Annotated in this window: 20 protein-coding genes; 13 read left to right on the top strand and 7 right to left on the bottom strand. The window is 71.9% G+C overall.

Annotated elements, in window-relative coordinates; genetic code table 11:
- The first annotated feature begins 170 nt into the window (after positions 1-170).
- Positions 171-4,724 carry a glutamate synthase large subunit gene (gltB, locus tag AC27L3_RS18815; protein WP_487235342.1) on the top strand — a complete coding sequence of 1,518 codons (4,554 nt, stop codon included), beginning with the start codon at positions 171-173 and terminating at the stop codon, positions 4,722-4,724.
- Positions 4,717-6,177: a glutamate synthase subunit beta gene (locus AC27L3_RS18820; RefSeq protein ID WP_487235204.1), complete on the top strand. Its 1,461-nt coding sequence runs from the start codon at positions 4,717-4,719 to the stop codon at positions 6,175-6,177. Before gltB ends, AC27L3_RS18820 begins: the two co-directional genes overlap by 8 nt.
- A gap of 60 nt (positions 6,178-6,237) precedes the next feature.
- On the opposite strand, the gene AC27L3_RS18825 is transcribed toward AC27L3_RS18820, so the two are convergent.
- From AC27L3_RS18825 to AC27L3_RS18835, 3 genes are all read right to left on the bottom strand, one after another.
- A complete protein-coding gene (locus AC27L3_RS18825; RefSeq protein ID WP_487235205.1) occupies positions 6,238-6,906 on the bottom strand; it encodes a calcium-binding protein in 669 nt (222 codons plus the stop codon).
- A 20-nt stretch (positions 6,907-6,926) separates the two neighbouring features.
- Positions 6,927-8,096 carry a non-hydrolyzing UDP-N-acetylglucosamine 2-epimerase gene (gene wecB, locus AC27L3_RS18830; protein ID WP_487235206.1) on the bottom strand — a complete coding sequence of 390 codons (1,170 nt, stop codon included), beginning with the start codon at positions 8,094-8,096 and terminating at the stop codon, positions 6,927-6,929.
- A 65-nt stretch (positions 8,097-8,161) separates the two neighbouring features.
- Positions 8,162-9,418 (bottom strand): glycosyltransferase, encoded by a 1,257-nt coding sequence (locus AC27L3_RS18835; protein WP_487235207.1) that lies wholly within the window; start codon positions 9,416-9,418, stop codon positions 8,162-8,164.
- A 551-nt stretch (positions 9,419-9,969) separates the two neighbouring features.
- On the opposite strand from AC27L3_RS18835, the gene AC27L3_RS18840 reads away from it, so the two are divergent.
- Complete coding sequence (locus AC27L3_RS18840; protein WP_487235208.1) at positions 9,970-11,811, top strand: DUF2334 domain-containing protein; 1,842 nt, start codon at positions 9,970-9,972, stop codon at positions 11,809-11,811.
- 28 nt (positions 11,812-11,839) lie between these two features.
- A complete protein-coding gene (locus AC27L3_RS18845; protein WP_487235343.1) occupies positions 11,840-12,886 on the top strand; it encodes a glycoside hydrolase family 113 in 1,047 nt (348 codons plus the stop codon).
- Positions 12,887-12,938: 52 nt separating this feature from the next.
- On the opposite strand, the gene AC27L3_RS18850 is transcribed toward AC27L3_RS18845, so the two are convergent.
- Complete coding sequence (locus AC27L3_RS18850; protein WP_487235209.1) at positions 12,939-13,796, bottom strand: hypothetical protein; 858 nt, start codon at positions 13,794-13,796, stop codon at positions 12,939-12,941.
- Between the two features lie 255 nt (positions 13,797-14,051).
- Between AC27L3_RS18850 and AC27L3_RS18855 the strand changes: the two genes are divergently transcribed.
- The 4 genes from AC27L3_RS18855 (at position 14,052) to AC27L3_RS18870 (ending at position 17,816) form a co-directional block, all read left to right on the top strand.
- The gene (locus AC27L3_RS18855) at positions 14,052-14,849 is read left to right on the top strand and encodes a S1 family peptidase (RefSeq protein ID WP_487235210.1); all 798 of its coding nucleotides are present in this window, start codon (positions 14,052-14,054) and stop codon (positions 14,847-14,849) included.
- 245 nt (positions 14,850-15,094) lie between these two features.
- On the top strand, positions 15,095-15,850 hold the full coding sequence (locus AC27L3_RS18860) for a hypothetical protein (RefSeq protein WP_487235211.1): 756 nt from the start codon (positions 15,095-15,097) through the stop codon (positions 15,848-15,850).
- Between the two features lie 113 nt (positions 15,851-15,963).
- Complete coding sequence (locus tag AC27L3_RS18865) at positions 15,964-16,656, top strand: response regulator (RefSeq protein ID WP_487235212.1); 693 nt, start codon at positions 15,964-15,966, stop codon at positions 16,654-16,656.
- On the top strand, positions 16,653-17,816 hold the full coding sequence (locus tag AC27L3_RS18870; RefSeq protein WP_487235213.1) for a sensor histidine kinase: 1,164 nt from the start codon (positions 16,653-16,655) through the stop codon (positions 17,814-17,816). Before AC27L3_RS18865 ends, AC27L3_RS18870 begins: the two co-directional genes overlap by 4 nt.
- Before the next feature lie 204 nt (positions 17,817-18,020).
- Here AC27L3_RS18870 and AC27L3_RS18875 read toward each other — a convergent pair whose 3' ends face one another.
- Positions 18,021-18,419, bottom strand: coding sequence for a VOC family protein (locus tag AC27L3_RS18875; RefSeq protein ID WP_487235214.1), 399 nt, complete (start codon positions 18,417-18,419; stop codon positions 18,021-18,023).
- Positions 18,420-18,699: 280 nt separating this feature from the next.
- Between AC27L3_RS18875 and AC27L3_RS18880 the strand changes: the two genes are divergently transcribed.
- Together AC27L3_RS18880 and AC27L3_RS18885 are read left to right on the top strand one after the other, a co-directional pair.
- Entirely contained in the window at positions 18,700-19,566 is an 867-nt protein-coding gene (locus AC27L3_RS18880; protein WP_487235215.1) for a helix-turn-helix domain-containing protein, read from the top strand.
- Between the two features lie 10 nt (positions 19,567-19,576).
- Complete coding sequence (locus AC27L3_RS18885; RefSeq protein WP_487235216.1) at positions 19,577-19,912, top strand: chorismate mutase; 336 nt, start codon at positions 19,577-19,579, stop codon at positions 19,910-19,912.
- 127 nt (positions 19,913-20,039) lie between these two features.
- On the opposite strand, the gene atpF is transcribed toward AC27L3_RS18885, so the two are convergent.
- Complete coding sequence (atpF, locus tag AC27L3_RS18890; RefSeq protein ID WP_487235217.1) at positions 20,040-20,591, bottom strand: F0F1 ATP synthase subunit B; 552 nt, start codon at positions 20,589-20,591, stop codon at positions 20,040-20,042.
- Positions 20,592-20,864: 273 nt separating this feature from the next.
- Here atpF and AC27L3_RS18895 point away from each other — a divergent pair, with 273 nt between their 5' ends.
- Together AC27L3_RS18895 and AC27L3_RS18900 are read left to right on the top strand one after the other, a co-directional pair.
- Positions 20,865-22,391 (top strand): pyridoxal phosphate-dependent decarboxylase family protein, encoded by a 1,527-nt coding sequence (locus AC27L3_RS18895; protein WP_487235218.1) that lies wholly within the window; start codon positions 20,865-20,867, stop codon positions 22,389-22,391.
- On the top strand, positions 22,388-23,824 hold the full coding sequence (locus AC27L3_RS18900) for a lysine N(6)-hydroxylase/L-ornithine N(5)-oxygenase family protein (RefSeq protein WP_487235219.1): 1,437 nt from the start codon (positions 22,388-22,390) through the stop codon (positions 23,822-23,824). The genes AC27L3_RS18895 and AC27L3_RS18900 overlap by 4 nt, the downstream gene beginning before the upstream one ends.
- On the opposite strand, the gene AC27L3_RS18905 is transcribed toward AC27L3_RS18900, so the two are convergent.
- Positions 23,780-25,591: a bifunctional metallophosphatase/5'-nucleotidase gene (locus AC27L3_RS18905; protein WP_487235344.1), complete on the bottom strand. Its 1,812-nt coding sequence runs from the start codon at positions 25,589-25,591 to the stop codon at positions 23,780-23,782. The genes AC27L3_RS18900 and AC27L3_RS18905 overlap by 45 nt on opposite strands.
- A gap of 257 nt (positions 25,592-25,848) precedes the next feature.
- Here AC27L3_RS18905 and AC27L3_RS18910 point away from each other — a divergent pair, with 257 nt between their 5' ends.
- Complete coding sequence (locus AC27L3_RS18910) at positions 25,849-26,574, top strand: SIMPL domain-containing protein (protein ID WP_487235220.1); 726 nt, start codon at positions 25,849-25,851, stop codon at positions 26,572-26,574.
- Positions 26,575-26,691: the final 117 nt, after the last annotated feature.

The raw sequence follows: 26,691 nt of genomic DNA on the forward strand, positions 1-26,691 counted from the left end.
GGCCCGCTGTCCACATGCTGGAATGTTGCTTCCACTTTTCGGGAAGCAGCCCATCATGTAACCTGCACCAAATTTCTCAGCGCGCAGCACATTCTTCTTCGCGGAGGGCCAGCGTCGTCCCTCGGCACATGCATCACGCCATGACTGCCAAGACGACGACGGGAGCGCCGATGCGCCACGCATCCCACCCCGCCCAGCAGGGGATGTACGACCCCCGCAACGAACACGACGCCTGTGGCGTCGGCTTCGTCGCGACCCTCACCGGCGACGCGAGCCACGAGCTCGTGGAAGCGGCGCTCACCGTCCTGCGGAACATGGAGCACCGCGGCGCCACCGGATCCGACCCGGACTCCGGCGACGGCGCCGGCATCCTCACGCAGGTCCCGGACGCCTTCCTGCGCGGATGCGTCGAGGGCTTCACCCTCCCCGCCCCCGGCGCGTACGCCGTCGGCATCGCCTTCCTGCCCGCCGACGACCGGCAGGCGGCCGAAGCCGTCTCGCGCATCGAGACGATCGCCGCCGAGGAGGGGCTGACCGTCCTCGGCTGGCGCCCCGTCCCCGTCGCCCCCGAGCTCCTCGGCGCCGCCGCCCGGGCCACCATGCCCGACTTCCGGCAGCTGTTCGTCACCGACGGGGTCAGCGAGGGACTCGCCCTCGACCGCAAGGCCTTCGCCCTGCGCAAGCGCGCCGAGCGCGAGGCGGACACCTACTTCCCCTCCCTCTCCGCCCGCACCCTCGTCTACAAGGGCATGCTCACCACCGGGCAGCTGGAGCCGTTCTTCCCCGACCTGTCCGACCGGCGGTTCGCCACCGCCATCGCACTCGTCCACTCCCGCTTCTCCACCAACACCTTCCCCAGCTGGCCGCTCGCCCACCCCTACCGCTTCGTCGCCCACAACGGCGAGATCAACACGGTCAAGGGCAACCGCAACTGGATGCGCGCCCGCGAATCCCAGCTGGCCAGCGGCCTGTTCGGCGACAACGACAGCCTGCAGCGCCTCTTCCCCGTCTGCACGCCCGACGCCTCCGACTCCGCCTCCTTCGACGAGGTCCTGGAACTGCTCCACCTCGGCGGCCGCTCGCTGCCGCACAGCGTGCTGATGATGATCCCCGAGGCGTGGGAGAACCACCCCTCCATGGACCCCGCCCGCCGCGCCTTCTACCAGTACCACTCCACCCTGATGGAGCCCTGGGACGGCCCGGCCTGCGTCACCTTCACCGACGGCACCCTCGTCGGCGCCGTCCTCGACCGCAACGGCCTGCGCCCCGGCCGCTACTGGGTCACCGACGACGGCCTCGTCGTGCTCTCCTCCGAGGTCGGCGTCCTCGACCTCGACCCCGCCAAGGTCGTGCGCAAGGGCCGCCTCCAGCCCGGGAAGATGTTCCTCGTCGACACCGAGGCCCGCCGCATCATCGAGGACGACGAGATCAAGGCCGGCCTCGCCGCCGAACAGCCCTACCAGGAGTGGCTGCAGGCCGGGCTCGTCGAGCTCGCCGACCTCCCCGAGCGCGAGCACATCGTGCACACCCACGCCTCGGTCACCCGCCGCCAGCAGACCTTCGGCTACACCGAGGAGGAGCTGCGCGTCATCCTCGCCCCCATGGCCAGGACCGGCGCCGAGCCGATCGGTTCAATGGGCACCGACTCGCCCATCGCCGCGCTCTCCGCCCGGCCGCGCCTGCTCTTCGACTACTTCACCCAGCTCTTCGCGCAGGTCACCAACCCGCCGCTGGACGCCATCCGCGAGGAGCTCGTCACCTCGCTGATCTCCTCCCTCGGCCCCCAGCGCAACCTGCTGGAGCCGACCGCGGCCTCCTGCCGCAGCGTCACCCTGCCCTTCCCGGTCATCGACAACGACGAGCTCGCCAAGCTCATCCACATCAACGCCGACGGCGACCTGCCCGGCTTCAAGGCCGTCACCCTCTCCGGCCTCTACCGCGTCGCCGGCGGCGGCGAGGCCCTCGCCGCCCGCCTGGAGACGATGTGCGCCGAGGCGGACGCCGCCATCGCCGACGGCGCCCGGCTCATCGTGCTCTCCGACCGGCACTCCGACGCCGAGCACGCGCCGGTGCCGTCCCTGCTGATGACCTCCGCCATCCACCACCACCTCATCCGCACCAAGCAGCGCACCCAGGTGGGCCTGCTGGTCGAGGCCGGCGACGTCCGCGAGGTCCACCACGTCGCCCTGCTCATCGGCTACGGCGCGGCGGCCGTCAATCCGTATCTGGCGATGGAGTCCGTCGAGGACCTCCTGCGCGCCGGCACCTTCCTGTCCGACATCACCCCCGAGGAGGCCATCGGCAACCTCATCAAGGCGCTCGGCAAGGGCGTGCTGAAGGTGATGTCGAAGATGGGCATCTCCACCGTGGCCTCCTACCGCGGCGCCCAGGTCTTCGAGGCCGTCGGCCTGGACGAGGAGTTCACCGACACCTACTTCCACGGCACCGCCACCAAGATCGGCGGCGTCGGCCTGGACGTCGTCGCCCGCGAGGTCGCCGAGCGGCACGCCAAGGCGTACCCCGCCACCGGCATCCCCGCCAGCCACCGCCGGCTGGAGATCGGCGGCGAGTACCAGTGGCGCCGCGAGGGCGAGCCGCACCTGTTCGACCCCGAGACGGTCTTCCGCCTGCAGCACTCCACCCGCGAGCGCCGCTACGACATCTTCAAGCAGTACACGCAGCGCGTGAACGAGCAGTCCGAGCGGCTGATGACCCTGCGCGGCCTGTTCGGCTTCACCAGCGACCGCAAGCCCGTCCCCCTCGACGAGGTCGAGCCCGTCAGCGAGATCGTCAAGCGCTTCTCCACCGGCGCCATGTCGTACGGCTCCATCTCCCGCGAGGCCCACGAGACCCTCGCCATCGCCATGAACCGGCTGGGCGCGAAGTCCAACACCGGCGAGGGCGGCGAGGACCCCGAGCGCCTGTACGACCCGGCCCGCCGCTCGGCGATCAAGCAGGTGGCCTCCGGGCGCTTCGGCGTCACCAGCGAGTACCTCGTCAACGCCGACGACATCCAGATCAAGATGGCCCAGGGCGCCAAGCCCGGCGAGGGCGGCCAGCTGCCCGGCCACAAGGTCTACCCCTGGGTCGCGAGGACCCGGCACTCCACGCCCGGCGTGGGGCTGATCTCCCCGCCCCCGCACCACGACATCTACTCCATCGAGGACCTCGCCCAGCTCATCCACGACCTGAAGAACGCCAACCCGGCCGCCCGCATCCACGTCAAGCTGGTCTCCGAGGTCGGCGTCGGCACCGTCGCCGCCGGCGTCTCCAAGGCCCACGCCGACGTCGTCCTCATCTCCGGCCACGACGGCGGCACCGGCGCCTCGCCGCTGACCTCCCTCAAGCACGCCGGCGGTCCCTGGGAGCTCGGCCTGGCCGAGACCCAGCAGACCCTGCTGCTCAACGGCCTGCGCGACCGCATCGTCGTGCAGACCGACGGCCAGCTCAAGACCGGCCGCGACGTGGTGATCGCCGCCCTCCTCGGCGCCGAGGAGTTCGGCTTCGCCACCGCCCCCCTGGTCGTCTCCGGCTGCGTCATGATGCGCGTGTGCCACCTGGACACCTGCCCGGTCGGCATCGCCACCCAGAACCCGGTGCTGCGCGAACGCTTCACCGGCAAGGCCGACTTCGTCGTCAACTTCTTCGAGTTCATCGCCGAGGAGGTCCGCGAACTCCTCGCCGAACTGGGCTTCCGCACCTTGGAAGAGGCCGTCGGCCACGCCGAACTCCTCGACGTCACCCGCGCCGTGCGGCACTGGAAGACCCAGGGCCTGGACCTGAAGCCGCTGCTGCACGTGCCCGACCTGCCCGCCGGCGCCGTCCGCCACCGCATCGCCGAGCAGGACCACGGCCTGGCCAAGGCCCTGGACAACCAGCTCATCAAGCTCGCCGCCGACGCCCTGGACGTCGTCGGCACCGAGGAGCCCCAGCCCGTCCGCGCCCAGCTGCCCATCCGCAACATCAACCGCACGGTCGGCACCATGCTCGGCCACGAGGTGACCAAGCGCTACGGCGGCGCGGGCCTGCCCGACGACACCATCGACATCACCTTCACCGGCTCCGCGGGCCAGTCCTTCGGCGCCTTCCTGCCGCGCGGCATCACCCTGCGCCTGGAGGGCGACGCCAACGACTACGTCGGCAAGGGCCTGTCCGGCGGCCGCATCATCGTCCGCCCCGACCGCGGCGCCGACCACCTCGCCGAGTACTCCACCATCGCCGGCAACACCCTCGCCTACGGCGCCACCGGCGGCGAGCTGTTCCTGCGCGGCAGCGTCGGCGAGCGCTTCTGCGTCCGCAACTCCGGCGCCACCGTCGTCTCCGAAGGCGTCGGCGACCACGGCTGCGAGTACATGACCGGCGGCCGCGCCGTCGTCCTCGGCCCCACCGGCCGCAACTTCGCGGCCGGCATGTCCGGCGGCGTCGCCTACGTCCTCGACCTCGCCCCCGAGAACGTCAACAAGGAACTGGCCACGGCCGTCGAGGAACTCGACGACACCGACCGGACCCGGCTGCACGACCTCGTGCGCCGCCACCACGAGGAGACCGGCTCCACCGTCGCGGCCGCCCTCCTCGCCGACTGGGCGGCGGCAGCGGCCCGCTTCCGCAAGGTCGTGCCCCCCACCTACAAGGCAGTGCTCGCCGCCAAGGACGCCGCCGAGCGAGCCGGTCTGACCGAGACCGAGACCCACGAGAAGATGATGGAGGCGGCGACCCATGGCTGACCCGAAGGGCTTTTTGACCACCGACCGCGTCCTCGCCCGCACCCGTCCGGCCGCCGAACGCGTCCGCGACTGGAACGAGGTGTACGTCCCCGGCTCGCTCCTGCCCGTCATCAGCAAGCAGGCCGGTCGCTGCATGGACTGCGGCATCCCCTTCTGCCACAACGGCTGCCCGCTCGGAAACCTGATCCCCGAGTGGAACGACTACGCCTACCGCGACGACTGGCGGGCCGCCGGCGAACGCCTGCACGCCACCAACAACTTCCCCGAGTTCACCGGCCGGCTGTGCCCCGCCCCCTGCGAGGCCGCCTGCGTGCTCGGCATCAACCAGCAGCCCGTGACCATCAAGAACGTCGAGGTCACCATCATCGACAAGGCATGGGAGGCCGGCCACGTCACCCCCCAGCCGCCCGAGCGCCTCTCCGGCAAGACCGTCGCCGTCATCGGCTCCGGCCCCGCCGGCCTGGCCGCCGCCCAGCAGCTGACCCGCGCCGGCCACACGGTCGCCGTCTACGAGCGCGCCGACCGCATCGGCGGCCTGCTGCGCTACGGCATCCCCGAGTTCAAGATGGAGAAGCGGCACATCAACCGCCGCATCGAGCAGATGCGCGCCGAGGGCACCAAGTTCCGCACCGAGATCGAGATCGGCCGGGACATCGACGCCGCCACGCTCCGCAAGCGCTACGACGCCGTCGTCGTCGCCGCCGGCGCCACCACCTCCCGCGACCTGCCCGTCCCCGGCCGCGAGCTCAAGGGCATCCACTTCGCCATGGAGTACCTGCCGCTCGCCAACAAGGTGCAGGAGGGCGACCTGACGGTCTCCCCGATCAGCGCCGAGGGCAAGCACGTCGTCGTCATCGGCGGCGGCGACACCGGCGCCGACTGCGTCGGCACCGCCCACCGGCAGGGCGCGGCCTCCGTCACCCAGCTGGAGATCATGCCCCGGCCCGGGGAGGAGCGCAGCGCGGGCCAGCCCTGGCCCACCTTCCCCATGCTCTACAAGGTCACCTCGGCCCACGAGGAGGGCGGCGAGCGCATCTACTCCGTCTCCACCACCCACTTCGAAGGCGACGAGGACGGCAACGTCCAGTGGCTGCACCTGGTGGAGGTCGAGTTCGCCGGCGGCAGGATCGAACCCAGGCCCGGCACCGAGCGGCGCATCCCCGCCCAGCTCGTCACCCTCGCCATGGGCTTCACCGGCACCGACCGGACCAACGGTCTCGTCGAGCAGTTCGGCCTGGCGCTGGACGAGCGCGGCAACATCGCCCGCGACGCCGACTTCGCCACCAACGTGCCCGGCGTCTTCGTCGCCGGCGACGCCGGACGCGGCCAGTCGCTCATCGTCTGGGCCATTGCCGAGGGCCGCTCGGCCGCCCGCGGTGTCGACCGCTACCTGACCGGCACCAGCACCCTGCCCGCCCCGATCCGGCCGACCGACCGGGCCCTGGCCGTCTGACGGCCACCGGTTCCCACCAGCCCGGCGCCCGCCCGTCCCCGGCCCGAGGGGCGGGCGCCGTCACTCCTGCTCCGGCTCCTGCGCCGAGATGTCGGTGAACAGCACCCGGGCGTCCTCGGTGTACACCCCCACGCTGCCGCCGGTGTACGGCCGCTCGTGGTCCTCGTACGCCACCAGCCCCTTGCCGTCCACGCTGACCTCCATCCGCCCGCCGCGCTGTGCGACGCGCACGTCGGAGGCCCGGCCGACGGGGAAGTGCTCCGAGCCGGTCGCGAGGAACCGCTGCCCGCCCGGGTACGCCGGATCCCGCTTGCCGAGCTCCCAGCCGTTCGGCTTGAGGGTCACGTAGTAGAAGTGCTCCGGGTCGCTGTACGCCCACACCAGCCACGGCACCTCCCACGGGTTCGGCCGGGGAGTGCGCAGCTGGGCGAGCGTGCGCATCTTGGCCCGGAAGTCCACGTCCCCGTAGCGGCGGACGGAGACGATGAGCCCGGCGTGGGTCTCGCCGGCCTCCCGCGAGGGCCTGGGGGACAGGGCCAGGCCGTCGTGCCGGCCGATGTTCTCCCCGTGCCCGTCGAAGACCGACCGCCAGGGGCCGTGGACCGAACCCTCGGCCCACGGCCGCTCCGGCTCCCCGCTGTTCTCCCAGATGGTGCTCACGGCTATGGCGATACCCGCCACCGCGGCGACCACCAACAGGACGAGAACGAGGAGCCGGCGTCTGGTCATGCCGTCGAGTATGGCCCCGCTCAGTCGGGCTGCGTGGCGACCAGCGGCTCGGGCGCGGCAGGCGCTTCGGCGTCCGCCCCGAAGTCCTCGGCGAGCTGGGCCACGATGCGCTCGGTGGCCCGCCCGTCCCCGAACGGGTTGCCCGCGCTCGCCATCCGTCCGTAGGTCTCCGCGTCGTCCAGCAGGTGCATCGCCGCCTCCAGGATGACCTGCGGTTCGGTGCCCACCAGCCGCGCGGCCCCCGCCTCCACCGCCTCCGGCCGCTCGGTGGTGGTGCGCAGCACCAGCGCGGGCTTGCCCAGGCTCGGGGCCTCCTCCTGGATGCCGCCGGAGTCGGTGAGGACCAGGTCGCAGCCGGCGAGGGTGGCGGAGAAGTCCACGTAGTCCAGCGGCTCGACGATACGCACGTGCAGGTGACCGGTCAGCTCCGGCAGCAGGGCCTCGCGCACGGCCGGGCTCTTGTGCAGCGGCAGCACGATCTCCACGTCGCCGCGGTCGGCCAGCCTGCGCAGCGCCTTGCCCATGGCCCGCATCTTGTCGCCCTGGTTCTCCCGGCGGTGCAAGGTGACCAGGACGCGCCGCAGGTCGCTGCGGAAGGCACTGCGCCCGGTGCCCTGCTGCAGGATCCACAGCAGGTTGTCGATGACGGTGTTGCCGGTGACGAACACCTCGGCCTCGGCGACGCCCTCGCCCGTCAGGTGGCCGGCGGCCCGGGGCGTGGGGGCGAAGTGCCAGCGGGCGATGCGGCCGATGAGCCGCCGGTTGAGCTCCTCGGGGAAGGGGTTGTCCAGCACCCCGGTGCGCAGGCCGGCCTCGACGTGGGCGACGGGCACGTGCTCGTAGAAGGCGGCAAGGGCGCCGGTGAGGGCGGAGGTGGTGTCGCCCTGGACGACGACGAGGTCGGGCCGCTCGGCGCGGACGACCTCGCCGAGGCCGTCCACCAGCCGTGCCGTCAGCGTCGACAGCTGCTGGCGCTCGCGCATCACGTCGAGCTCCACCTTCGCCGGGATCTGCAGCATCTGCAGCATCTGGTGGAGCATCTCGCGGTGCTGGCCGGTGGTGACGACCAGCGGTTCGAACAGGGGAGAGGCGGCCATGGCACGGGCCACGGGCGCCAGTTTGATCGCCTCGGGACGCGTGCCCAGGACGAGCATGGCGCGCACGGGCGTGGTGATGACGTTCGGGGACATGGGTCTCCCTAGGAAGGTGCGTGCTCGAACTTGGTGGAGGAGTGCCGCGCGGTCGCCGGCGGCGCTCAGGTGCGCGCGGTCTTCAGCCAGGTCTGCTTGCCCGTGAGCATGCGCCACAGGCCCCACCACCCGGCGGCGAACCAGATGTAGCCGTAGAAGACGAACAGGTGGGAGTACAGGACGGCACGGACGAGCCCGATGCCCTTCTCCCGCCGGTGGTACACCCAGCCGTAGGCGTACGCCGCGGTGAACGACAGCACGTACGGGCCGACGACCCACATGGGCGACAGCAGCGGGTGCCCGGCCTGCACGGATCCGATGACGGCACCGGCCACGGCGATGAGGAAGGACAGCGGGAGCAGCGAGGTGAGCAGGATCAGCACGGGGCTGGAGAGGTGGTAGAGCAGGTCGACGGCGGCCCGTACGGGCACCTCGCGCAGGATGAGCGGCACGAGGTTGGCCGACTGCAGGTGGCCCTGGAACCAGCGGGAGCGCTGGCGCACCAGCCGGCGCACGTCGAGGACGGCCTGCTGGGAGACGGCGGCGGTGGTGCAGTGGTGGTTGATCCAGCCGCGGGCGATGAGCCGGACGCCCAGATCGAGGTCCTCGGTCAGGGAGTCGCTCCACGGCCCGCGCCCGCCGCTCGCCGCGCTCAGGGTGTCGAGCGCGGCGAGCCGCATGAACTGCCCGTTGCCGCCCATGCCGACGCTGCCGAAGTAGCGCCGGGCGGACTGGAAGACGTCGCCGTAGATGACGAACTCCATGTCCTGGAGCCGGGCGAGCAGGCCCTTGTGGCGGTTGTACATGCGCACGCCGACCTGGGTGGCGCCGGTGCGCGGGTCGTCGAAGTAGGGGTCGACCGCCTGGACGATGTGCGGGTCGAGGCGGCCGTCGGCGTCGACGACGCAGACGATGACGTCGGTGGGGTCGCGCCCGTCGAGGATGCCGGACTCCCGAAGGTGCCGGATGCCGGCGTTCAGGGCCGCGCCCTTGCCCTTGCGTGCGTTCGGCAGCGTGCGCTGCAGCAGGCGTACGCGGTCCGAGGCGACGGACCGGACGATGTCGGCGGTGCGGTCGTCGGAGGCGTCGTCGATGACGAGGGCCAGGAAATTCCCGGCCGGCAGGGCGGTGATGCGGGCGAGGCTCTCCGCGAGCACCTTCTCCTCGTTCAGACAGGCGAGGAGGAAGACGTACAGGCGCTCGGCGCGCGGACCGCGGTCGCGGCGGACGCGGAGTCTGGAGAGGGTGAAAAGGGTGGAGTTGTAGCAGCCGGCCATCACGATGATGGCGATGCTCGCCCACAGCAGAATTTCGTTGATCATGAATGTCCGCCGGAACCCCGGAGGACGAACCACAGCTTCGCCGAAAGAAGGACGGCGGCTATCGCGCAGTAGAGAAGAAAGCCGGCTCCGGCCGCTTCCTGCAGACCCTCCGCAAAGGGTATGCCCGGCAGTGCTTTTGGGGCCGCCGTCAGCCCGGCCAAGGGCAGGACTGTCCCCAGAGCGGGTTTTCCGTACATGAGTTCCCCCCGGATTGCGCCTCAATCCCTCACCTGAGGCGTGCGCAGGGAAAGTATCAGATCGGCCGGTGCGTTTAGAGGTTGATGGTGGGAGTTGTTGAATCGGAACACTGAATTCTGTGGACCAACCGGTAGTTATGCCTGGTGGTGGCTTTGGTGTTACAGGAGTGATCTCCGGTCCAGTCCAATAGGCTTGTCGTTCATTGCCCGTGTTGGACCAAAGTTGTCTATTGACACCCATCCGTCACCCCACAAGAATCGGCCAACTGTCGGCACCTCCACACCATCGGCCTGCCAGTGACGGAGGAATCGGCAACAGCGCGACCAACCGCGCGACATTCTGGGGGGAACCAAATGAAGAACATGCGGCCGAGATCAGGGGTGTCCCGGGTCTCGATCGTCCTGGCCGTCATCGCCGCCCTGGTGGGCGGCGCGACTCTTTCCACGGGCGCGGAGGCGGCAATAGACGGCGGCGGCACCAAGCCCCGCCCGCCGCACAGCCTGCAGGGCATCGGCCCCGCCTCCGTCTCGCCGACCGGCACCGGCGATCTGAAGTCCTGGGTCTCCACCCAGCTGAGCAACGACCGCAAGCGCGCGTCCCACTCGCTCACGATCACCCCGGCCCCGAAGACGACCACCGCCTCGGCCCCGCTGCAGACCCTGGCCGCTGCCCCGGGCACCTCGGCCCTCGTGCTCTACGACACGACCGGCCCCTACGGCTACCTCGGCGAGCTGTACGCCATGGCGATCGCCAACCTCGCCGGCCACTTCGGCACCGTCACCGCCAAGCCCGTCTCCGCCTACACCGCGGGCATGGTCGAGAACTACAGCGCCACCGTCTACGTCGGCTCGACGTACTACGGCGGCACCATCCCGGACGCCGTCCCGGCCGCCTTCTACCAGGACGTCAAGAACACGTCCAAGCCCGTGGACTGGATCGGCGACAACATCTGGAACATGGCCAACGCCGTCGGCATCGAGGCGTTCAAGCAGAAGTACGGCTGGGACCCGACCAACTCGTTCTACGAGACCAACGGCACCGTCGGGAACATCACCGAGGTCACGTACAAGAACCAGCAGCTGACCCGGAAGATCCCGGCCGGCTTCGACGGCGGCGTGCTGCACCCGGCCGTCGTCACCGGCACCGGCTACCCCGCGGTCACCCAGCTGGCCACCGCCACCGACGCCAACAGCGGCACCACCTCGCCGTGGGCCATCCGCTCGGCCAACCTCACCTACCTCGGTGAGATCCCCTTCACCTACGTCTCCGAGTCGGACCGCGTGATCGTCTTCGAGGACCTCCTCTTCGACGCCCTCGCCCCGGCCACCGCCGAACGCCACCGGGCCTTCGTCCGGCTGGAGGACATCAGCCCCAAGTCGGACCCGACCGAACTGCGGGCCATGGCGGACTACCTCTACGGCCAGAAGATCCCGTACGGCATCAACGTCATCCCGGTCTACACCGACCCCAAGGGCGTCTACAACGGCGGCAAGGCCGAGACCGTCAGCCTCGCCCAGGCCCCGCAGGTCGTCTCCACGCTGAAGTACATGCTCTCCCACGGTGCGGTGCTGATGAACCACGGCTACACCCACCAGTACAGCAACGTGATGAACCCCTACACCGGGGTCACGGGCGACGACTTCGAGTTCTTCCGCGCCCACGTCGACGCCTCGAACAACGTCGTCTACGACGGGCCCGTCGCCGAGGACAGCGCCGTCTGGGCCCAGGGCCGGGTGACCTCCGCGCTCGCCGGCTTCACCGCCGCCGGGCTGCCGAAGCCGGTCATCTGGACGACGCCGCACTACGCGGCCTCCGCCACCGACTACAAGACCCTCGGGCTGAACTACACCTACCGGCTGGAGCGTTCCCTGTACTTCGCCGGAACGCTCAGTGGCGGCACGGTGAACGCCTCGCGCTACATCGGGCAGTTCTTCCCGTACAGCGTCAAGGACGTCTACGGTACGACCGTGCTGCCGGAGAACATCGGCAACTACGAGCCCCTGCCCTACAACAACCACCCGGCCCGCCTGCCCGCCGACCTCATCGCCTCGGCCAAGGCCAACCTGGCCGTCCGCGACGGCGTGGCGAGCTTCTTCTACCACCCGTACTACGCCGTCGACCCGCTGAAGCAGACCATCGACGGCATCAAGGCCCTCGGCTACACCTTCGTCGGGCCGACGGACCTCGCCCAGTGACCCAAGGAGTCCGGTCGAAGTGAACGTGATGAGGAGGACGGCCGCCGCACTCGCGGCGGTGGCCGTCCTCTTCGTCGCCGGATGCTCCGGCTCCGGCGACGAGGCACCCGACGACAGCCCCGACCCCTCGTCGAGCAGGAAGGTGAGCGGCTTGCGCGGCATCACGCTCCCCTCGTGGAACACCGACGACTACGCCGGCCCGCAAGCCGGAACGTATCTTCGCCAGATAGCGGACACCGGCGCCCGGTGGGTCACCTTCACCCCCACCTGGTACCAGGACACCGTGACCGACGCGGCCATGCGCACCACGGACGAGACCGCCGGCGACGCCGGCCTGCGCCACATCATCCGCCTCGCCCACGACGCCGGCCTGAAGACCATGCTCAAGCCGCACGTCGACCTCACCAAGGGCGGCGACCGCGCGGAGATCCACCCCCGCGACACGGACGCCTGGTTCGCGGCGTACGAGCGCTTCATCACCCACTACGCGCGGCTGGCCGCCGACGCGGGCGTCGAGCAGTTCGCGGTGGGCACCGAACTGGCGGGCACCTCCGGCGACGGCGCGCACTGGAGCCGCGTCGTGGCCGCCGTGCGCGAGCGCTACAAGGGCACGCTGACCTACGCCGCCAACTACGACGAGTACCGCAAGGTCGCCTTCTGGAAGGACCTCGACCTCGTCGGCATCGACGCGTACTGGCCGCTCGGCGACAAGCCGACGACGGACACGGCACGGCTGCGCCAGGCGTGGCAGCCGATCGTGGACGAACTCGCCGCGTTCTCCGCCCGCACCAAGCGCAGGATCCTCTTCACCGAGGCCGGCTACGTCAGCCAGCGCGGCTCCACCACGGCCCCCTACTCCTGGACCGTCAGCAAGCGCGACGGCGACGCGGAACAGGCGGCCGCCTACGAGGCCCTCCTGGCGACGTTCGACGGCAAGCCGTGGTGGGCGGGCGTGTGCTGGTGGATGTGGGACGACTGGCCCGACAGCGGCGAGACGGCGAAGAAACTCGCCTACACACCCCACGGCAAACCGGCGGAGAAGGTGCTGCGCCGCTGGTGGTCGCGGGGGGAGTGAGCGTTTCCGCCCCCGCGGGCACCCGGGGCGGGGGAGGGTCCGCCGCGGGCGGCTAGGTGTCGCAGTCCAGCACCGCGCGGCACAACCCGCACCGCGCGCGGAAGCGCCCCCGCACCGGCACCCGCAGCTGCTGGTCGCACTCCGGGCACGCGAACGTCACCCGCGCCCCCTCGAACGCGTAGCCCGCCCCCGCCGCGCCCACCCGCCGGTCGCGGGCGTAGCGGTGGCGCCCCAGCCGTCCGGCGGCGGCCAGCGGCGGCCGTCGGCCGTCCTGCCGGGCGCGCTCACGGCCGCGGACGTACGCGTCGTAGGCCTGGGCGCTGGTGAACCACGGCGAGGGGTCCTCGCCGAACGCCTGCGCCCGCTTGGCCAGTACGTACCCGAACTCCTCGGGCGTGAGATACCCCAGCTTCTGCGTCGAGACCTCCGACTCCCGGTAGGCGTCGAGCAGCAGCCAGCCGGCACCCAGGTACGCCGCGGCGGTGTCGGTGAGGATCTCGTTGTCGCGGGTGCCGGCGAACTCCAGGCCGAGGCGGTGCAGGTAGACGTGCATGACCTCGTGGGAGAGGGCGGCCCCGATGTCCCTGCGGTGGGTCTTGAAGCGGGAGTTGAGCTCGATGAAGTACTCGGGCCCGGCGGCGAGCTCGACGTTGCCGGCGTGCCGCATGTCGCGGAAGGCGACGATCATGCGGGCGTCCGGCAGCCGCAGGTGCCGCACCATCTCGCGGGCGACGCGCTGGACGCCGAGGTAGAGGTCGTCGGTGTCGGGGAAGGCCACGTCGGCCGGCGGGACGCTGACCTCGAAGGAGTGCACCCCGTCGTAGGAGAGCCGCCTGTACAGGGCGTGGATCGCCGCCCGCACGGTCTCCAGGTGCGGGAAGCCGTGCTCGATCGCGACGTCCGGGGCCACGCGGCACCACCCTTCGGGGAAGGGCACGACAGGAGCGGGCCGGCGGCCCGTGCCCTTCCACTCTAGGGGCGTCCGCGCGGCCCGCCAGGGTGCCTGCACACGGCCGAACGAACGTCCGGGCGACTGTCCGAAAAGGGGGCTGGGGCGCAGGCGCCGTGCGGCCCGATAATCACCTCGCGCATTGTCATGCGCCCAACAAGCACGCACACCCCACCACGCGTGCAATGCGCACAACCTCCCACGAAAGGAAGTCCGTTGCGCAATCACCCCCAGGCGCTCGGAAGACTCACCGCCATCGGCACCGCCGCCCTCGCCGCCCTCTCCCTCCAGGTCGGCAGCGCCGCGGCCCAGGACCCCGGCCCCACCCCCGGCCCGAGCGTCGTCGGCGGCGTGCCGGCCGCACAGGGCGAGTTCCCGTGGATGGTGCGGCTGTCCATGGGCTGCGGCGGCGCCCTGTACACCCACCAGATCGTCCTCACCGCCGCCCACTGCGTCAGCGGCAGCGGCGCCAACACCTCCATCACCGCCACCGCCGGCGTCGTCGACCTCAACTCCTCCCAGGCGATCAAGGTCAGGTCCACCCGCGTCCTGCAGGCCCCCGGCTACAACGGCTCCGGCAAGGACTGGGCGCTGATCAAACTCGCCAGGCCGATCGACCTGCCCACCCTCAAGACCGCCGACACCCCGGAGTACAACACCGGCACCTTCACCGTCGCCGGCTGGGGCGCCACCCGCGAGGGCGGCGGCCAGCAGCGCTACCTGCAGAAGGCCGACGTGCCCTTCGTCGACGACACCACCTGCCAGGGCGCCTACGGCAACCTCATACCCGGCGAGGAGATCTGCGCCGGCCTCGTCGACACCGGCGGCGTGGACACCTGCCAGGGCGACTCCGGCGGCCCGATGTTCCGCAAGGACGACTCCGGCAACTGGATCCAGGTCGGCATCACCAGCTGGGGCCAGGGCTGTGCACGCCCCGGCTACCCCGGCGTCTACACCGAGGTCAGCACCTTCGCCTCCGACATCGCCTCCGCCGCGGCGAGCCTGGGCGGCTGAACCGCGGCCGTACCCCGTTCGCCCCGCGCGCCCGTACCGGCCCCGTCGCCGGTACGGGCCCGCACCCGGCCACCGGAACCCGCCTGCGGTATGACCCCGGGCCCCCTCGTCATCCTTTCGGCCGACACGGGAATGGTCGGACAGTCGAGGTGTGCGGCGCCGATCCATCCGTAACGTAAGGGGGTGGCCCCGCCGGACCGGCGGAGCACCCCTGAAGCCGCCCGTTACGGAAAGGCCCCACTTCCGTGTCCGTCACGTCGTCCGCCGCGCCCCGCGTCGCAGCCGCCGCGCTCCTCACCGCCGCCGTCGCCGCCGTGGTGTACCCGACGGCGACCGCCTTCGCGGCCCAGCCGACCGACCGCGACACCCGCCCCGGCGGCCCCGGCACCACCACCGTCCAGCAGGTCCTGCTGCCCGACGGCAGCCGCGCCCGGCTCAGCTCCGGCAGCGGCGGCACCAGCGTGACCGTCACCCGCGGCACCCAGCACCGCACCCTCGACACCGGCCGCCCCGCCGCCGACCTCGACCGCCTCCACCTGCGCATCCTCGGCGGCAACACCACCCGCCCCACCCTCAGCGCCCGCCTCGACGGCAGCCGTCTGCCCACCTACTACGACTTCGCCTCCGGAGCGCCCCGGCACACCCTCGACACCGGCGAGGCCGCCCGCCCCGCCGCCACCGCCTCCGGCGCCAAGGCCCGCACCAAGGACCACCGCACCCTGGCCACCGGCGGCACGGGCGGCGCCACCACCGTCACCGTCACCCCGCACACGCCCGCCCCCGGCGGCCACCGCAGCACCGGCCACCACGGCAAACCGCCCCACGACTCCTCCGGCAACCCCGTCAAGCGCGTGGTCGAGGCCGGCCAGGTGATCAAGGCCAGCCACGACGCCGGCGAGGTCGGCACCCCCGTCGTCGTCGGCGGCATCGCCCTGCTCGCCGTCGGCGGCGCCTACGGCGTACGGGTGGCGCTGCGGCGTGGCGGCCGCACCGCCGGCTGACCGCCCGCTCGGCCGTACGCCGCTGCGGTTGCGGCACCCGGGCACCACCGGTGACATGGGAGGAGCCCGACCGCATCCGCACCCCACAAGCGTTCGAGGAACTAGGGCACAGCATGCCGATCAGCGTGGTCATCGCCGACGACCAGGAAATGGTCCGCACCGGGTTCCGGATGATCCTGGAGAGTCAACCCGACATCGAGGTCGTCGCCGACGTCGTCGACGGCGAGGCCGCCCTGGAAGCCGTCGAACGCCACGACCCCGACGTCCTGCTCCTCGACATCCGCATGCCCAAGCTCGACGGCCTGGAGGTCACCCGCCGGCTGTCCGCCCTGGCCGCCACCCGGCCCGAGCGCGCCCAGCGCCCCCGCATCGTCATCGTCACCACCTTCGACCTCGACGAATACGTGCACACCGCGCTGCGCAACGGCGCCTCGGGCTTCCTGCTGAAGGACGCCAGCCCCGCCATGCTCGTCGAGGCCGTGCAGGCCGCCGCCGTCGGCGACTCCCTGATCTCCCCGGCGATCACCGTCCGCCTCCTGCGCGACATGGCACCCGGAGCCACCGCCGCCGCAGCCGCGGGCACCCCCCTCAAACAGCCCTCCGAGCCGCTCACCGACCGCGAGGCCGACGTCGTGCGCTGCCTGGCCCGCGGCGCCACCAACGCCGAGATCGCCGCCGAACTGTACGTCTCCCTGTCCACGGTCAAGACCCACCTGGCCAACGTGCAGCTCAAGCTCGACGCCCGCAACCGCGTCGAGATCGCCGCCTGGGCCTGGGAGAGCGGGCTGGCCACGGGCAGCACGTGAGCAGATGGGCCGGCTGGGCCGTCCGCCACCCGCACCGGGCGGCGGCCGCCAAGGCGGTGCTCGCGGCGGCCCTGCTCTTCCTCGTCGCCTTCGAGGGCATCGCCCTGGCCACCCAGCCCAGCCGGCCGCACGCCGTCGTCCTGGCCACCGGCGTCCTGGTGTGCCTGTGCGCCGTCCCCTACGCCTGGATCCCGCTGCCCGCCCGCGCCGCCGCGGCCGTCGCCGTCTCCGGCACGGCCTCCGGCGTCCTGATGACCGGACAGCACCCCACCGTCGTGTGGGGCATGGGCGAGGACATCGCCCTGCTGGTGCTCCTCAGCGCCGTCCTCACCCGCTCGCCGGACCGCATCGCCGCCCTCCTCGGGCCGGCGCTCGCCGTCGCCATCGTCGCCGTCCCCCTGCGCGACCTGCACCCCGGCTGGTTCACCGCCCTGTTCTGCGTCCTGCTCGTCGTCGTCGGCACCTACTCCCTGCTCCTGCGCGGCCACGCCACCCAGCGCCTGCGCGACATGGCCGCCGTCCGCTCCGCCGAACGCCTCGAACTCGCCCGCGAACTGCACGACCTGGTCGCCCACCACATCACCGGCATCGCCGTACAGGCCCAGGCCGCCCGCTTCACCGCCCTCAGCGGCGCCGACGCCGCCGCCACCTTCCAGCGCATCGAGACCTCCGCGAGCGAGGCCCTCGGCGCCATGCGCCGCCTGGTGCGCGTGCTGCGCGAAAGCGGCGGGGCCGAGACCGAACCCGTCGCCGGCCTGCCCGAGGTCCGCGCCCTGACCGAGGAATTCGCCCGGACGGGCCCACCCGTCGCCCTCTACATCGAAAAGGGCATGGAGACCTGGATCCCCGGCGAAGTCGCCGCCGGCGTCCACCGCGTCGTCCGCGAGTCCCTCACCAACATCCGCAAGCACGCCGCCGACGCCACCGCCGTGCGCATCGGCGTACGCGGCGTGCCCGCCGGCGTCGAACTGCGCATCGCCGACGACGGCAAGCACGCCGCCCGGCTCGCCGAGAACGCCCGCGGCGGCGGCTTCGGCCTCGTGGGCCTGGCCGAACGCGCCAAGGCCATGGGCGGCCGCCTGACCGCCGGCCCCGCCCCCGAGGGCGGCTGGCAGGTCACCGCCCTCTTCCCGGTGGACCGCGGCGCCCCGCGCCCCTGACGGGGCGCTGCACGATCCGGCCCTGGGCCGCGTCCGGCCGGATCCTCCTCCGCGCCACCACGGCGCCCCGTAGGGGCGCGGGGAACTGCGCGACAAGCCACGACGCGCCCGCAGTCGACCCCGGGGTGGCGTGTCGGCTGCGGGCCGTCGCCGGCCGATCGCGCCCACGCGGCGGCAGCCGCAGACCGGCACAGCCCCGGGCCCCTACGGGGCCTGGCCCTCCTGCCCGTAGCACAGGCAGAAGGGATGACCCGCGGGGTCGGAGAAGACCACGAAGCCCCGCTCCTTGCCCCCGCTGTCGTGCAGGAACACCGCCCCCAGCGCGATGACCTCCTCCCGCGCCCGCTCCACGTCCTGGCGGGTCGGCACGTCGAAGTCCAGGTGCATCTGCTGCGGATGCTCCGGATGCGGCCAGCGCGGGGGAACGTACTCGCCCTTCACCCCCTGGAAGGCGATGCGCCGCCCGGTGTCCGGCTCGCTCAGCCACACCCACTCCGGCTCCTGGTCGGCTTCGACACGCCATCCCAGGATCGCCGCATAGAACTCTGCCAGGGCCCGGGGATCGGGGCAGTCGACGACGAGACACTGCAATTTCGCGATCATGAACCTACGGTCCCACACCCTGCCCCGCACCCTTACAAAAAAATGGCTTCATCGCCGCCGCCGTCGGGCAATAGACAGGCAACGGGGTTCCGTCCCGTTGGTCACCGTCATCGGCCGGTGACCAGCGGGACGGGGCTCGGTTCCCGGTCCTGGTACGAACCGGCTTCCCCTTGGCCGCGCCGCCATTCCTCCCGACGCCCGCCGTCGCCCTCTGGCGGGGGAGCGGCCCATGGACGAAGATCGACGCTGACGGGACGCCGACGACCGGGCGGAGGGCGGCATGTACCACTCCTGGGCGCGCTCCTTCACCCCCCGCGCCGTCCACCACCGCCTCGGCCTGGTCTGCCTCGGCGTCGGCCTGCGGCACGGCGCCCTGCCCCCCGTCGGCCCCCGCACCCCCGACCACCACACCGCCGTCGTCATCAGCGCCGGCAGCGGCTGGCTGCGCACCCCCGACGGCCGCACCCGCCCCGTCACCGCGCCCTGCCTGCTGTGGCTGCCGCCCGGTACCCCCCACCACTACGGGGCGTCCCGCGGCGCCGGCTGGGACGAGGCCTCCGTCGACTTCACGGGCCCCGCCGTCGAGGCCTACACCGAACTCGGCTGCATCGACCCCGACCGCCCGCTCGTACCGCTCACCGACGCCACCACCGCCCGCGCCGCCGTCACCCGCATCGCCCGCGCCGCCCGCCCCGGCAACCCCCTGCTCGAAGTCGAGACCTCCGCCGCCGTCCACGAACTCCTCGTCGCCCTGTGCCGCGCCGGCACCGACGCCCCGCGCGCGAGCGACCCCCTGCTGCAGGCCCTCGCCCGCGACGCCTTCCTGCCCCTGTCCGTCGCCCAGCACGCCGCCCGCCACGGCATGACGCCCACCGAGCTGCGCTCGGCCGTACGACGCGGCGCCGGCTGCAGCCCCAAGGACTACCTCCTCGGCATCCGCATCGGCCGCGCCAAGGAACTCCTCACCGCCACCGAACTGCCCGTGGCCGCCGTCGCCCGCCACGTCGGCTACACCGACCCCGCCTACTTCAGCCGCCTGTTCACCCGCCGCATCGGCATCCCACCCGTGCGCTTCCGCGCCCGGCACGGCGCCCGCGTCCCCTCCCCGGAGCACCCGCCGGTCATCACCGCGCCGACTTCCGCATAGGGTCGGTGGCGTGGAAGACAAGAACAACCGTGCCCCCGACGCCGACGCCGGCACCCTCGACGAGGCCGCCCTGGCCGAACTCGTCCGGCTGCGGGACAGCATCGACAACATCGACGCCGCAGTGATCCACATGCTCGCCGAGCGCTTCAAGGCCACGCAGCAGGTGGGTCACCTCAAGGCGGCCCACAAGATGCCGCCCGCCGACCCCTCCCGCGAAGCGCGCCAGATCGCGCGCCTGCGGCAGCTGGCGGAGAACGCGAAGCTCGACCCCGCCTTCGCGGAGAAGTTCCTCAACTTCATCATCGCCGAGGTCATCCGCCACCACGAGACCATCGCCCGCTCCTGAGAGCCCGGAAAAAGAGCCGGAAAGACCCGGAAAGAGCCGGAAGAGCCGGAAAAGGAGCCCGGAAAAGACAAGGCTCCCCGCACCCTGACGGGTGCGGGGAGCCCGGGCCTATGGCTTCGCCGGCTGATCAGTCGCGGGTTTCGCCCGCCGCGTCCGACGCCTTCGCCGTCCGCAGCTCCTCCAGGTAACGGTCGACGATGCCGCTGCGCTGCGCGTACTCCGCCATCGACTCGCCCACGATCCGGCCCGCCAGCTCCGTCGCCAGCACACCGACCTGCTCGCGCAGCTCCGCCTCGGCCACCGCACGCTCCGCGTCGATCACCGCGTGACCGGCGGAGATGATCTCGTCCCGCTGGCGCTGACCCTCGGCCCGCAGCTCGGCGATGATCGCCGTACCCTGCTCCACCGACTCCTGACGCAGCCGCGCCGCCTCGTGCCGGGCCTCGGCCAGCAGCTCCTGGTACTCGGCGTGGACCCGCGCCGCCTCGGCGCGCGTCTCCTCCGCCTCGTCCATCCGGCCCTCGGTGGCCTGCTCACGCTCGACCAGCACCTTGTTGATCCGGGGCAGGATCCCCTTCGCCATCACGGCGAACACGAGGAAGAAGAGCACCAGACCCAGAACGAGCGGTGCGAGGTCGGGCTTCAGGGGCCCCACGTCGAGAGCAAAAGTCATGGCCATGGTGTGCACAATACCGGGCCGCCCACCCCGCCCCGCGCCACCCACCCCGGCCGAAGGGGCCAACCGGCTCCCACCACAAGGTATCGCCGCCCCAATACCCACCATCGGGCGAAACCTCCCCCACCCCATGTCACCGAACGTACACGCACAGGTACCTTCAACGGCTGGTGCGGCCGCCCCGACCCGAAAGGGCCGCACCCGCACCACCACCCCGCCCGGACGACCCCCACCCGTCCGACGCACCACCGCACCACCGACCGAAGGGGCACCCCCATGCCCGCGCCGCCCCCGGCCCGCCTCACCCCCGCACCCCCCCTCGCGGGCGGCACCCAAGGCACCCACGCCCTGCGCCCCCTCATCGACATCGCCCTCAACGCCCTCGCCCGCGGCGCCACCGCCCGCGGCGGCCCCCTGCCCACCGGCGGCCCCCACACCGTCGCCGCCCGCATCCGCGCCACCGCCACCCCCGTCCTCCCCGAGGACGGCACCGGCGCCGACGAAGCCCTCCACACCCTGCTGCAAGCCCTCGCCGAAGGCGCCGCCGACCCCGCCGACCCCCGCTGCGCCGCCCACCTCCACAGCCCGCCCCTCGCCCTCGCCGTGGCCGCCGACCTCGCCGTCAGCGCCCTCAACCCCTCCCTCGACTCCTGGGACCAGTCCCCGTCCGCCACCGCCCTCGAAGCCCTCACCACCCGCACCCTGGCCGCCCTCGCCTACCCGGCCCGCCCCGCACCCGACGCCCTCGTCACCACCGGCGGCACCGAGTCCAACCAACTGGCGCTGCTCCTGGCGCGCGAAGCCGCGGGGGTACGCACCCCGGGTGCCGCCGGCGAGCCGCCGCCCGGCATCCCCGCCGCGCGCGAAGCGGCCCTTGGGGACGCCCTCGCGGCGGCCGGCGGCGGAAGCGCCGCCCCCGCCGGATCCGCGGCTGTGCTGCGGGTCGTCTGCGGGGCCAACGCGCACCACAGCATCCACCGCTCCGCCTGGCTGCTGGGCCTGCCCGCACCCGAGGTCCTGCCCACGCCGACCGGCGTCCTGCACCCCGACGACGTGCGGGCCGCCCTCGCCCGCCCCCACCCCGGCCCCACCCTCGTCGTCGCCACCGCCGGCACCACCGACACCGGCCGCATCGACCCCCTGCCCGCCCTCGCCGACCTGTGCGACGCCCACGGCGCCCGCCTGCACGTCGACGCCGCCTACGGCGGGCCCCTGCTCTTCAGCGACAGCCTCAAACCGGCCCTCGCCGGACTGGAGCGCGCCCACACCGTCGCCCTCGACCTGCACAAACTGGGCTGGCAGCCCGTCGCCGCCGGACTCCTGGCCGTCCCCGACGCAGCCGACCTGCGCCCCCTGGCGCACCGCGCCGACTACCTCAACCCCGCCGACGACACCGAGGCCGGGCTGCCCGACCTCCTGCACCGCTCCCTGCGCACGACCCGCCGCCCCGACATCGTCAAGATCGCCGTCACCCTGCGCGCCCTCGGCCGTCGCGGCATCGCGGCCCTCGTCGAACACGTCTGCGCCAACGCCCAGTACCTCGCCGACCTCGTCGAGGCGCACCCCGCCCTCGAACTGCACTCACGCCCCACCATCAGCACCGTCCTCTTCCGCCCCCTCGGTGCCGATCCCCGCACCACCGCCCGCACCCGGCGCCGCCTGCTGCACACCGGCCACGCCGTCCTCGGCCGCGCCACCACCCCTCAGGGCCTCTGGCTCAAGGCCACCCTGCTCAACCCCCACACCCGCCCCGACGACCTCCGACACCTGCTGACACTCGTGGAAGGCCACACCACCCGATGACCCCGCAGCCCCCCGCCTCCGCCCCCGACCAACCCCTCGACCTCGTCGGCGTCGGCATCGGCCCCTTCAACCTCTCCCTCGCCGCCCTCGCCCAGCCCCTGGCCGACCTGCGCATCGCCTTCTACGACCAGAACCCCGCCTTCCACTGGCACCCCGGCCTGCTCATCGACGACACCACCCTCCAGGTCCCCTGGCTCGCCGACCTCGTCACCCTCGTCGACCCCACCAGCCCCTGGTCATTCCTCAACTACCTCAAAAGCCGCGACCGGCTCTTCCCCTTCTACTTCGCCGAGCGCCAGCACATCCACCGCGCCGAATACGACGCCTACTGCCGCTGGGTCAGCCGGCAGCTGACCGGCCTGCACTTCAACCACCACATCGACGCCGTCCGCTGGAACCCCGAACGCATCCTGTTCGAAATCGACTACACCCAGCTCGACCCCGAGGGCGAAGCCGACGCCCTCGGCCGCGCCTACGCCCGCAATCTCGTCCTCGGCGTCGGCACCGCCCCCTACGTGCCCGAACCCCTGCGCCCCCTGGCCGAGGCCCCCGGCGTCCCCGTCCTGCACTCCGCCGACTACCTCGACCACCGCGACGCCCTGCTCGCCGCCGAGCACATCACCGTCATCGGCTCCGGCCAGTCCGGCGCCGAAGTGCTCCTGGACCTCCTGCGCAACCGCCCGGCCGGCCGCGAGAAGCTCCACTGGCTCGCCCGCACCCCCGCCTTCGCCCCCATGGAGTACAGCAAGCTCGGCCTGGAGCACTTCACCCCCGACTACACCCACTACTTCCGCACGCTCCCCGAGCCCGTGCGCGACCAGGTCCTGCCCCGGCAGTGGCAGCTCCACCAGGGCATCGACAACAACACCATCACCGCCATCCACGACGAGCTCTACCGCCGCAGCCTCCACGGCGGCTGGCCCGACGTCACCCTCACCCCCGGCGTCTTCGTCCGCACCGCCGGACGCGTCGGCACCACCCGCGTCGAACTCCACCTCGAACACATCCAGCAGGGCAGCCGCTCCCGCCTCACCACCGACGCCGTCGTCCTCGCCACCGGCTACCGCGAACGCCGCGTCGACACCCTGCTGGCCGCCCTCGACCCCTACATCCGCCGCGACTCCAACGGCCGCCCCCGCATCGACGAACACCACCGGCTCGTCCTCGACCCCTCCGTCAAGGGCGCCATCCACGTCCAGAACGCCGAATCCCACACCCACGGCATCGGCACCCCCGACCTCGGCCTCGCCGCCTGGCGCAGCGCCGTCATCCTCAACGCCCTCGTCGGCAAGACCGTCTACCCCCTGCCCGACCGCACCGCCTTCACCACCTTCGGCCTGGAGCCGCGGCCCGCGCCGCGACCCCAGAACGCCATCGGCGGCCCCGGCTCAGAAAACCGGCACACCATCCCGCGTCAGCTTCCAGTCCACTGACGCGAAACGCTCCACCTCGATCGAGCCCTTCGCCTTCACCCAGCCGATGATCGTGTTACGGATCTCCTCCGAATTCGCCCACACCTGCTTCGCCCCCGCCACGTGCGGGAAATTGCCCCCACCGCTGGCCCGGTAATTGTTCACCGCCAGCACGAACCGCGCCGAGTCGTCGAGCGGCTTGCCGTCGAAGGAGAGATGTGCGATCCGCGCCCCCGGCGCCTTCGCAATGTCGATCTCGTACGACAGGCCGCTCACCACGTCGTAGTTGTAATCCGGAACGCCGTCCGCATTCGTCAGCTTCGCCGGGTCCACCGGCCCGCCGGACGGCGTCCGCACGTAGTACCGCGCCGAGAACTCCAGATAATCCCGCAGCTGCGCACCGGTCAGCACCCGCGCCTCCAGCGTGTTCTCGAACGGGTACAGCCCCGCCACCTGCCGGATCGACACCTTCCCCGCCGGCACCCCCGCCGTCCGCGAGAAGCACGACGCCTGCGACAGGACCGGCAGCGCCGCGTACTGCGTACCCGCCAGCGCCGCCCGCACGGTCTCCACCTGCACGTGGTTGATGAAATCGATGATCGGCGTGTCCTTGTACGCCGCCTCCGCCGCGCTCATCGCCGCCGTCGACGTACCGATCACCTCATTGACGTACGCCACCACCTTGCGGTGCTCCGCACCCAGCAGCTTGGTGATCTTCGGGTCCTCGGCGACCGTGTTCGAGTTCAGCACCTTCGCCGACACCGACTCCACCTGCCAGGAACCCCGCTCCCACACCACGGAGAAGTCGAACAGCGTCAGCCGCTGTCCCCACTTCAACGGCTCGGAGAGCACCACCTGCTTGCCGGTCTTCTTGTTCGACACCCGGTACTCCGGGATCTCCGTGTGGGCGTGCCCCACCAGGATCGCGTCGATCCCCGGCACCTGCTCGGCCACCAGCGCCGCCGCGTTCTCCACGTACGGCAGCGCATCACCGTACGAGGACGTGCCGCTCGACCCCGAGTGCGCCGCCACGATCACCACGTCCGCACCCATGGACCGCAGCTTCGGCACCCACTTCGCCGCCTGCTCCTCCAGGCCGGGGAAGACCATCTTCCCCTGCACATTGGCCTTGTCCCAGATCGCGATGCCCGGGTTCGTCAGCCCCAGGACCGCCACCTTCACATCCCGCCCGTGCGGCGTGCACACCCGCTTCATCACATACGGACGGAACGCCGGCTTCAGCGTCTTCGCGTCCAGCGCGTTCGCACCGAGCAGCGGGAAACGGCACTGCTCCTCGAACTTCCGCAGCGTGGGAATGCCGTAATTGAATTCGTGATTGCCCAGCGCCGCCGCGTCGTACCCCATCGCGTTCATCGCCCGCGCCATCGGGTGCACCGGACCGTGCGCACCGGTGATCGGATCGACCCGGGCGTAGTAGTACGACAGCTGCGTGCCCTGGATCGTGTCACCCGCGTCGATCAGCAGGGTGTTGCCGCGGCCCTTCTCGCTCCGTACCTGGTTCACCAGGGTCGAAATCTTCGCCAGGCCCACGTCATTGTGCGCCTTGTCGTCGAATTCCGCGTCGGTGAAGTAGTCCCAGTTGAAGACGTTGCCGTGCAGGTCGGTGGTGCCCATCACCGTGAACGCGTACCGCTTCTTCGGCCGGCCGTGGCCCCGGTCCGCGGCGGCGGCCGGAGCCGCCTGGGCCACCCCCGCCGCCCCGGCGAGCGCCACTCCGGCGCCCGTGACGGCCGTACGCCCCAGAAAGTCCCTGCGGTTGAGCGGCATGTGTGGTGTTCTCCCCAAGTAGTGGTCAACGCGAAGCAGCGTGGTCAACGCGCGTAGATTCGCGTGGATTCGCGCGTAGATTCTGAACCAGCCACCGCCCCCCGCACCACGTACGAAGCACCAAACCTTCACCGCCCGCCGAGCCGCCCGCCGAGCCGCCCGCCGAGCCGCCCGCCGAGCCGCCCGTCGAGAACGCATCCGGCCCTCGCACGCCGGCCCCGCTCCCGCGGGACCGCAGGCTCTGCAACCCTCGTCCCATGACCAGCCACCCCACCGCCGCAGCGGATGCCGCACCTCTGCCCTACGGCACCCCCGACACCCCCCGCATCGCCGTCCGCGGCGAAGCCCGCATCGACGCCGACCCCGAAATCGCCCACCTCGGCATCACCGTCACCGCCCGCGGAACCGACCGCCGCGCCACCCTCGACGACCTCACGCGCCGCAACCACCACGTCCTCGAACTCCTCAAGACCTACGGCGACGCCGTCGAGAAAACCGAGACCGGCACCTTCACCCTCACCCCCCAGCTCCACGACAAGGGCCGCGGCGAACGCATCCGCGCCTACCACGGCCACGTCCACCTCACCACCACCCTCACCGACTTCACCGCCCTGGGTGAACTCGCCACCCGCCTCGCCGACCTCGACCTCACCCGCATCGACGGACCCTGGTGGGGCCTGCGCCCCGACTCGCCCGTCCACGGCGAAGCCCGCCGCCGCGCCGTCAAGGAAGCCGTCCAACGCGCCCGTGAATACGCCGCCGCCCTCGGCGCCGAACTCGTCGCGGTCGTCGAGCTCGCCGACATCGGCGCCGAGAACGCCCCCGCCCCCGGCCCCATGCCCGCACCGCCCGGCGCCGTCATGCGCTCCGCCGGCTACGGCGGCGCCCCCGGCACCGCCCCCGCACTCGACCTCGAACCCCGCCGCCAGACCGTCCACGCCCACGTCAACGCCCGCTTTACGATGACCCGACCAGTGCTCTGAAAACACCGGTGGAGAACACTCCGGGGCGCTCATCAGAGCGCCCCCTTGCACGTTTCACAAGGTGTCAACAACGGTTCATACAAACGACGTTGGCAGGTTATGGCGGGCGAACTCTCT

Source organism: Streptomyces sp. PKA51 (genome assembly GCF_057552455.1).

Coding starts and splice junctions, on each gene's coding strand:
- AC27L3_RS18835 (WP_487235207.1), bottom strand. CDS start 9,418: ATGATCAACGAAATTCTGCTGTGGGCGAGCATCGCCATCATCGTGATG.
- wecB (WP_487235206.1), bottom strand. CDS start 8,096: ATGTCCCCGAACGTCATCACCACGCCCGTGCGCGCCATGCTCGTCCTG.
- atpF (WP_487235217.1), bottom strand. CDS start 20,591: ATGGCCATGACTTTTGCTCTCGACGTGGGGCCCCTGAAGCCCGACCTC.
- AC27L3_RS18845 (WP_487235343.1), top strand. CDS start 11,840: ATGAGGAGGACGGCCGCCGCACTCGCGGCGGTGGCCGTCCTCTTCGTC.
- AC27L3_RS18910 (WP_487235220.1), top strand. CDS start 25,849: ATGACCAGCCACCCCACCGCCGCAGCGGATGCCGCACCTCTGCCCTAC.
- AC27L3_RS18840 (WP_487235208.1), top strand. CDS start 9,970: ATGAAGAACATGCGGCCGAGATCAGGGGTGTCCCGGGTCTCGATCGTC.
- AC27L3_RS18825 (WP_487235205.1), bottom strand. CDS start 6,906: ATGACCAGACGCCGGCTCCTCGTTCTCGTCCTGTTGGTGGTCGCCGCG.
- AC27L3_RS18865 (WP_487235212.1), top strand. CDS start 15,964: ATGCCGATCAGCGTGGTCATCGCCGACGACCAGGAAATGGTCCGCACC.
- AC27L3_RS18900 (WP_487235219.1), top strand. CDS start 22,388: ATGACCCCGCAGCCCCCCGCCTCCGCCCCCGACCAACCCCTCGACCTC.
- AC27L3_RS18905 (WP_487235344.1), bottom strand. CDS start 25,591: ATGCCGCTCAACCGCAGGGACTTTCTGGGGCGTACGGCCGTCACGGGC.
- gltB (WP_487235342.1), top strand. CDS start 171: ATGCGCCACGCATCCCACCCCGCCCAGCAGGGGATGTACGACCCCCGC.
- AC27L3_RS18820 (WP_487235204.1), top strand. CDS start 4,717: ATGGCTGACCCGAAGGGCTTTTTGACCACCGACCGCGTCCTCGCCCGC.
- AC27L3_RS18880 (WP_487235215.1), top strand. CDS start 18,700: ATGTACCACTCCTGGGCGCGCTCCTTCACCCCCCGCGCCGTCCACCAC.
- AC27L3_RS18875 (WP_487235214.1), bottom strand. CDS start 18,419: ATGATCGCGAAATTGCAGTGTCTCGTCGTCGACTGCCCCGATCCCCGG.
- AC27L3_RS18895 (WP_487235218.1), top strand. CDS start 20,865: ATGCCCGCGCCGCCCCCGGCCCGCCTCACCCCCGCACCCCCCCTCGCG.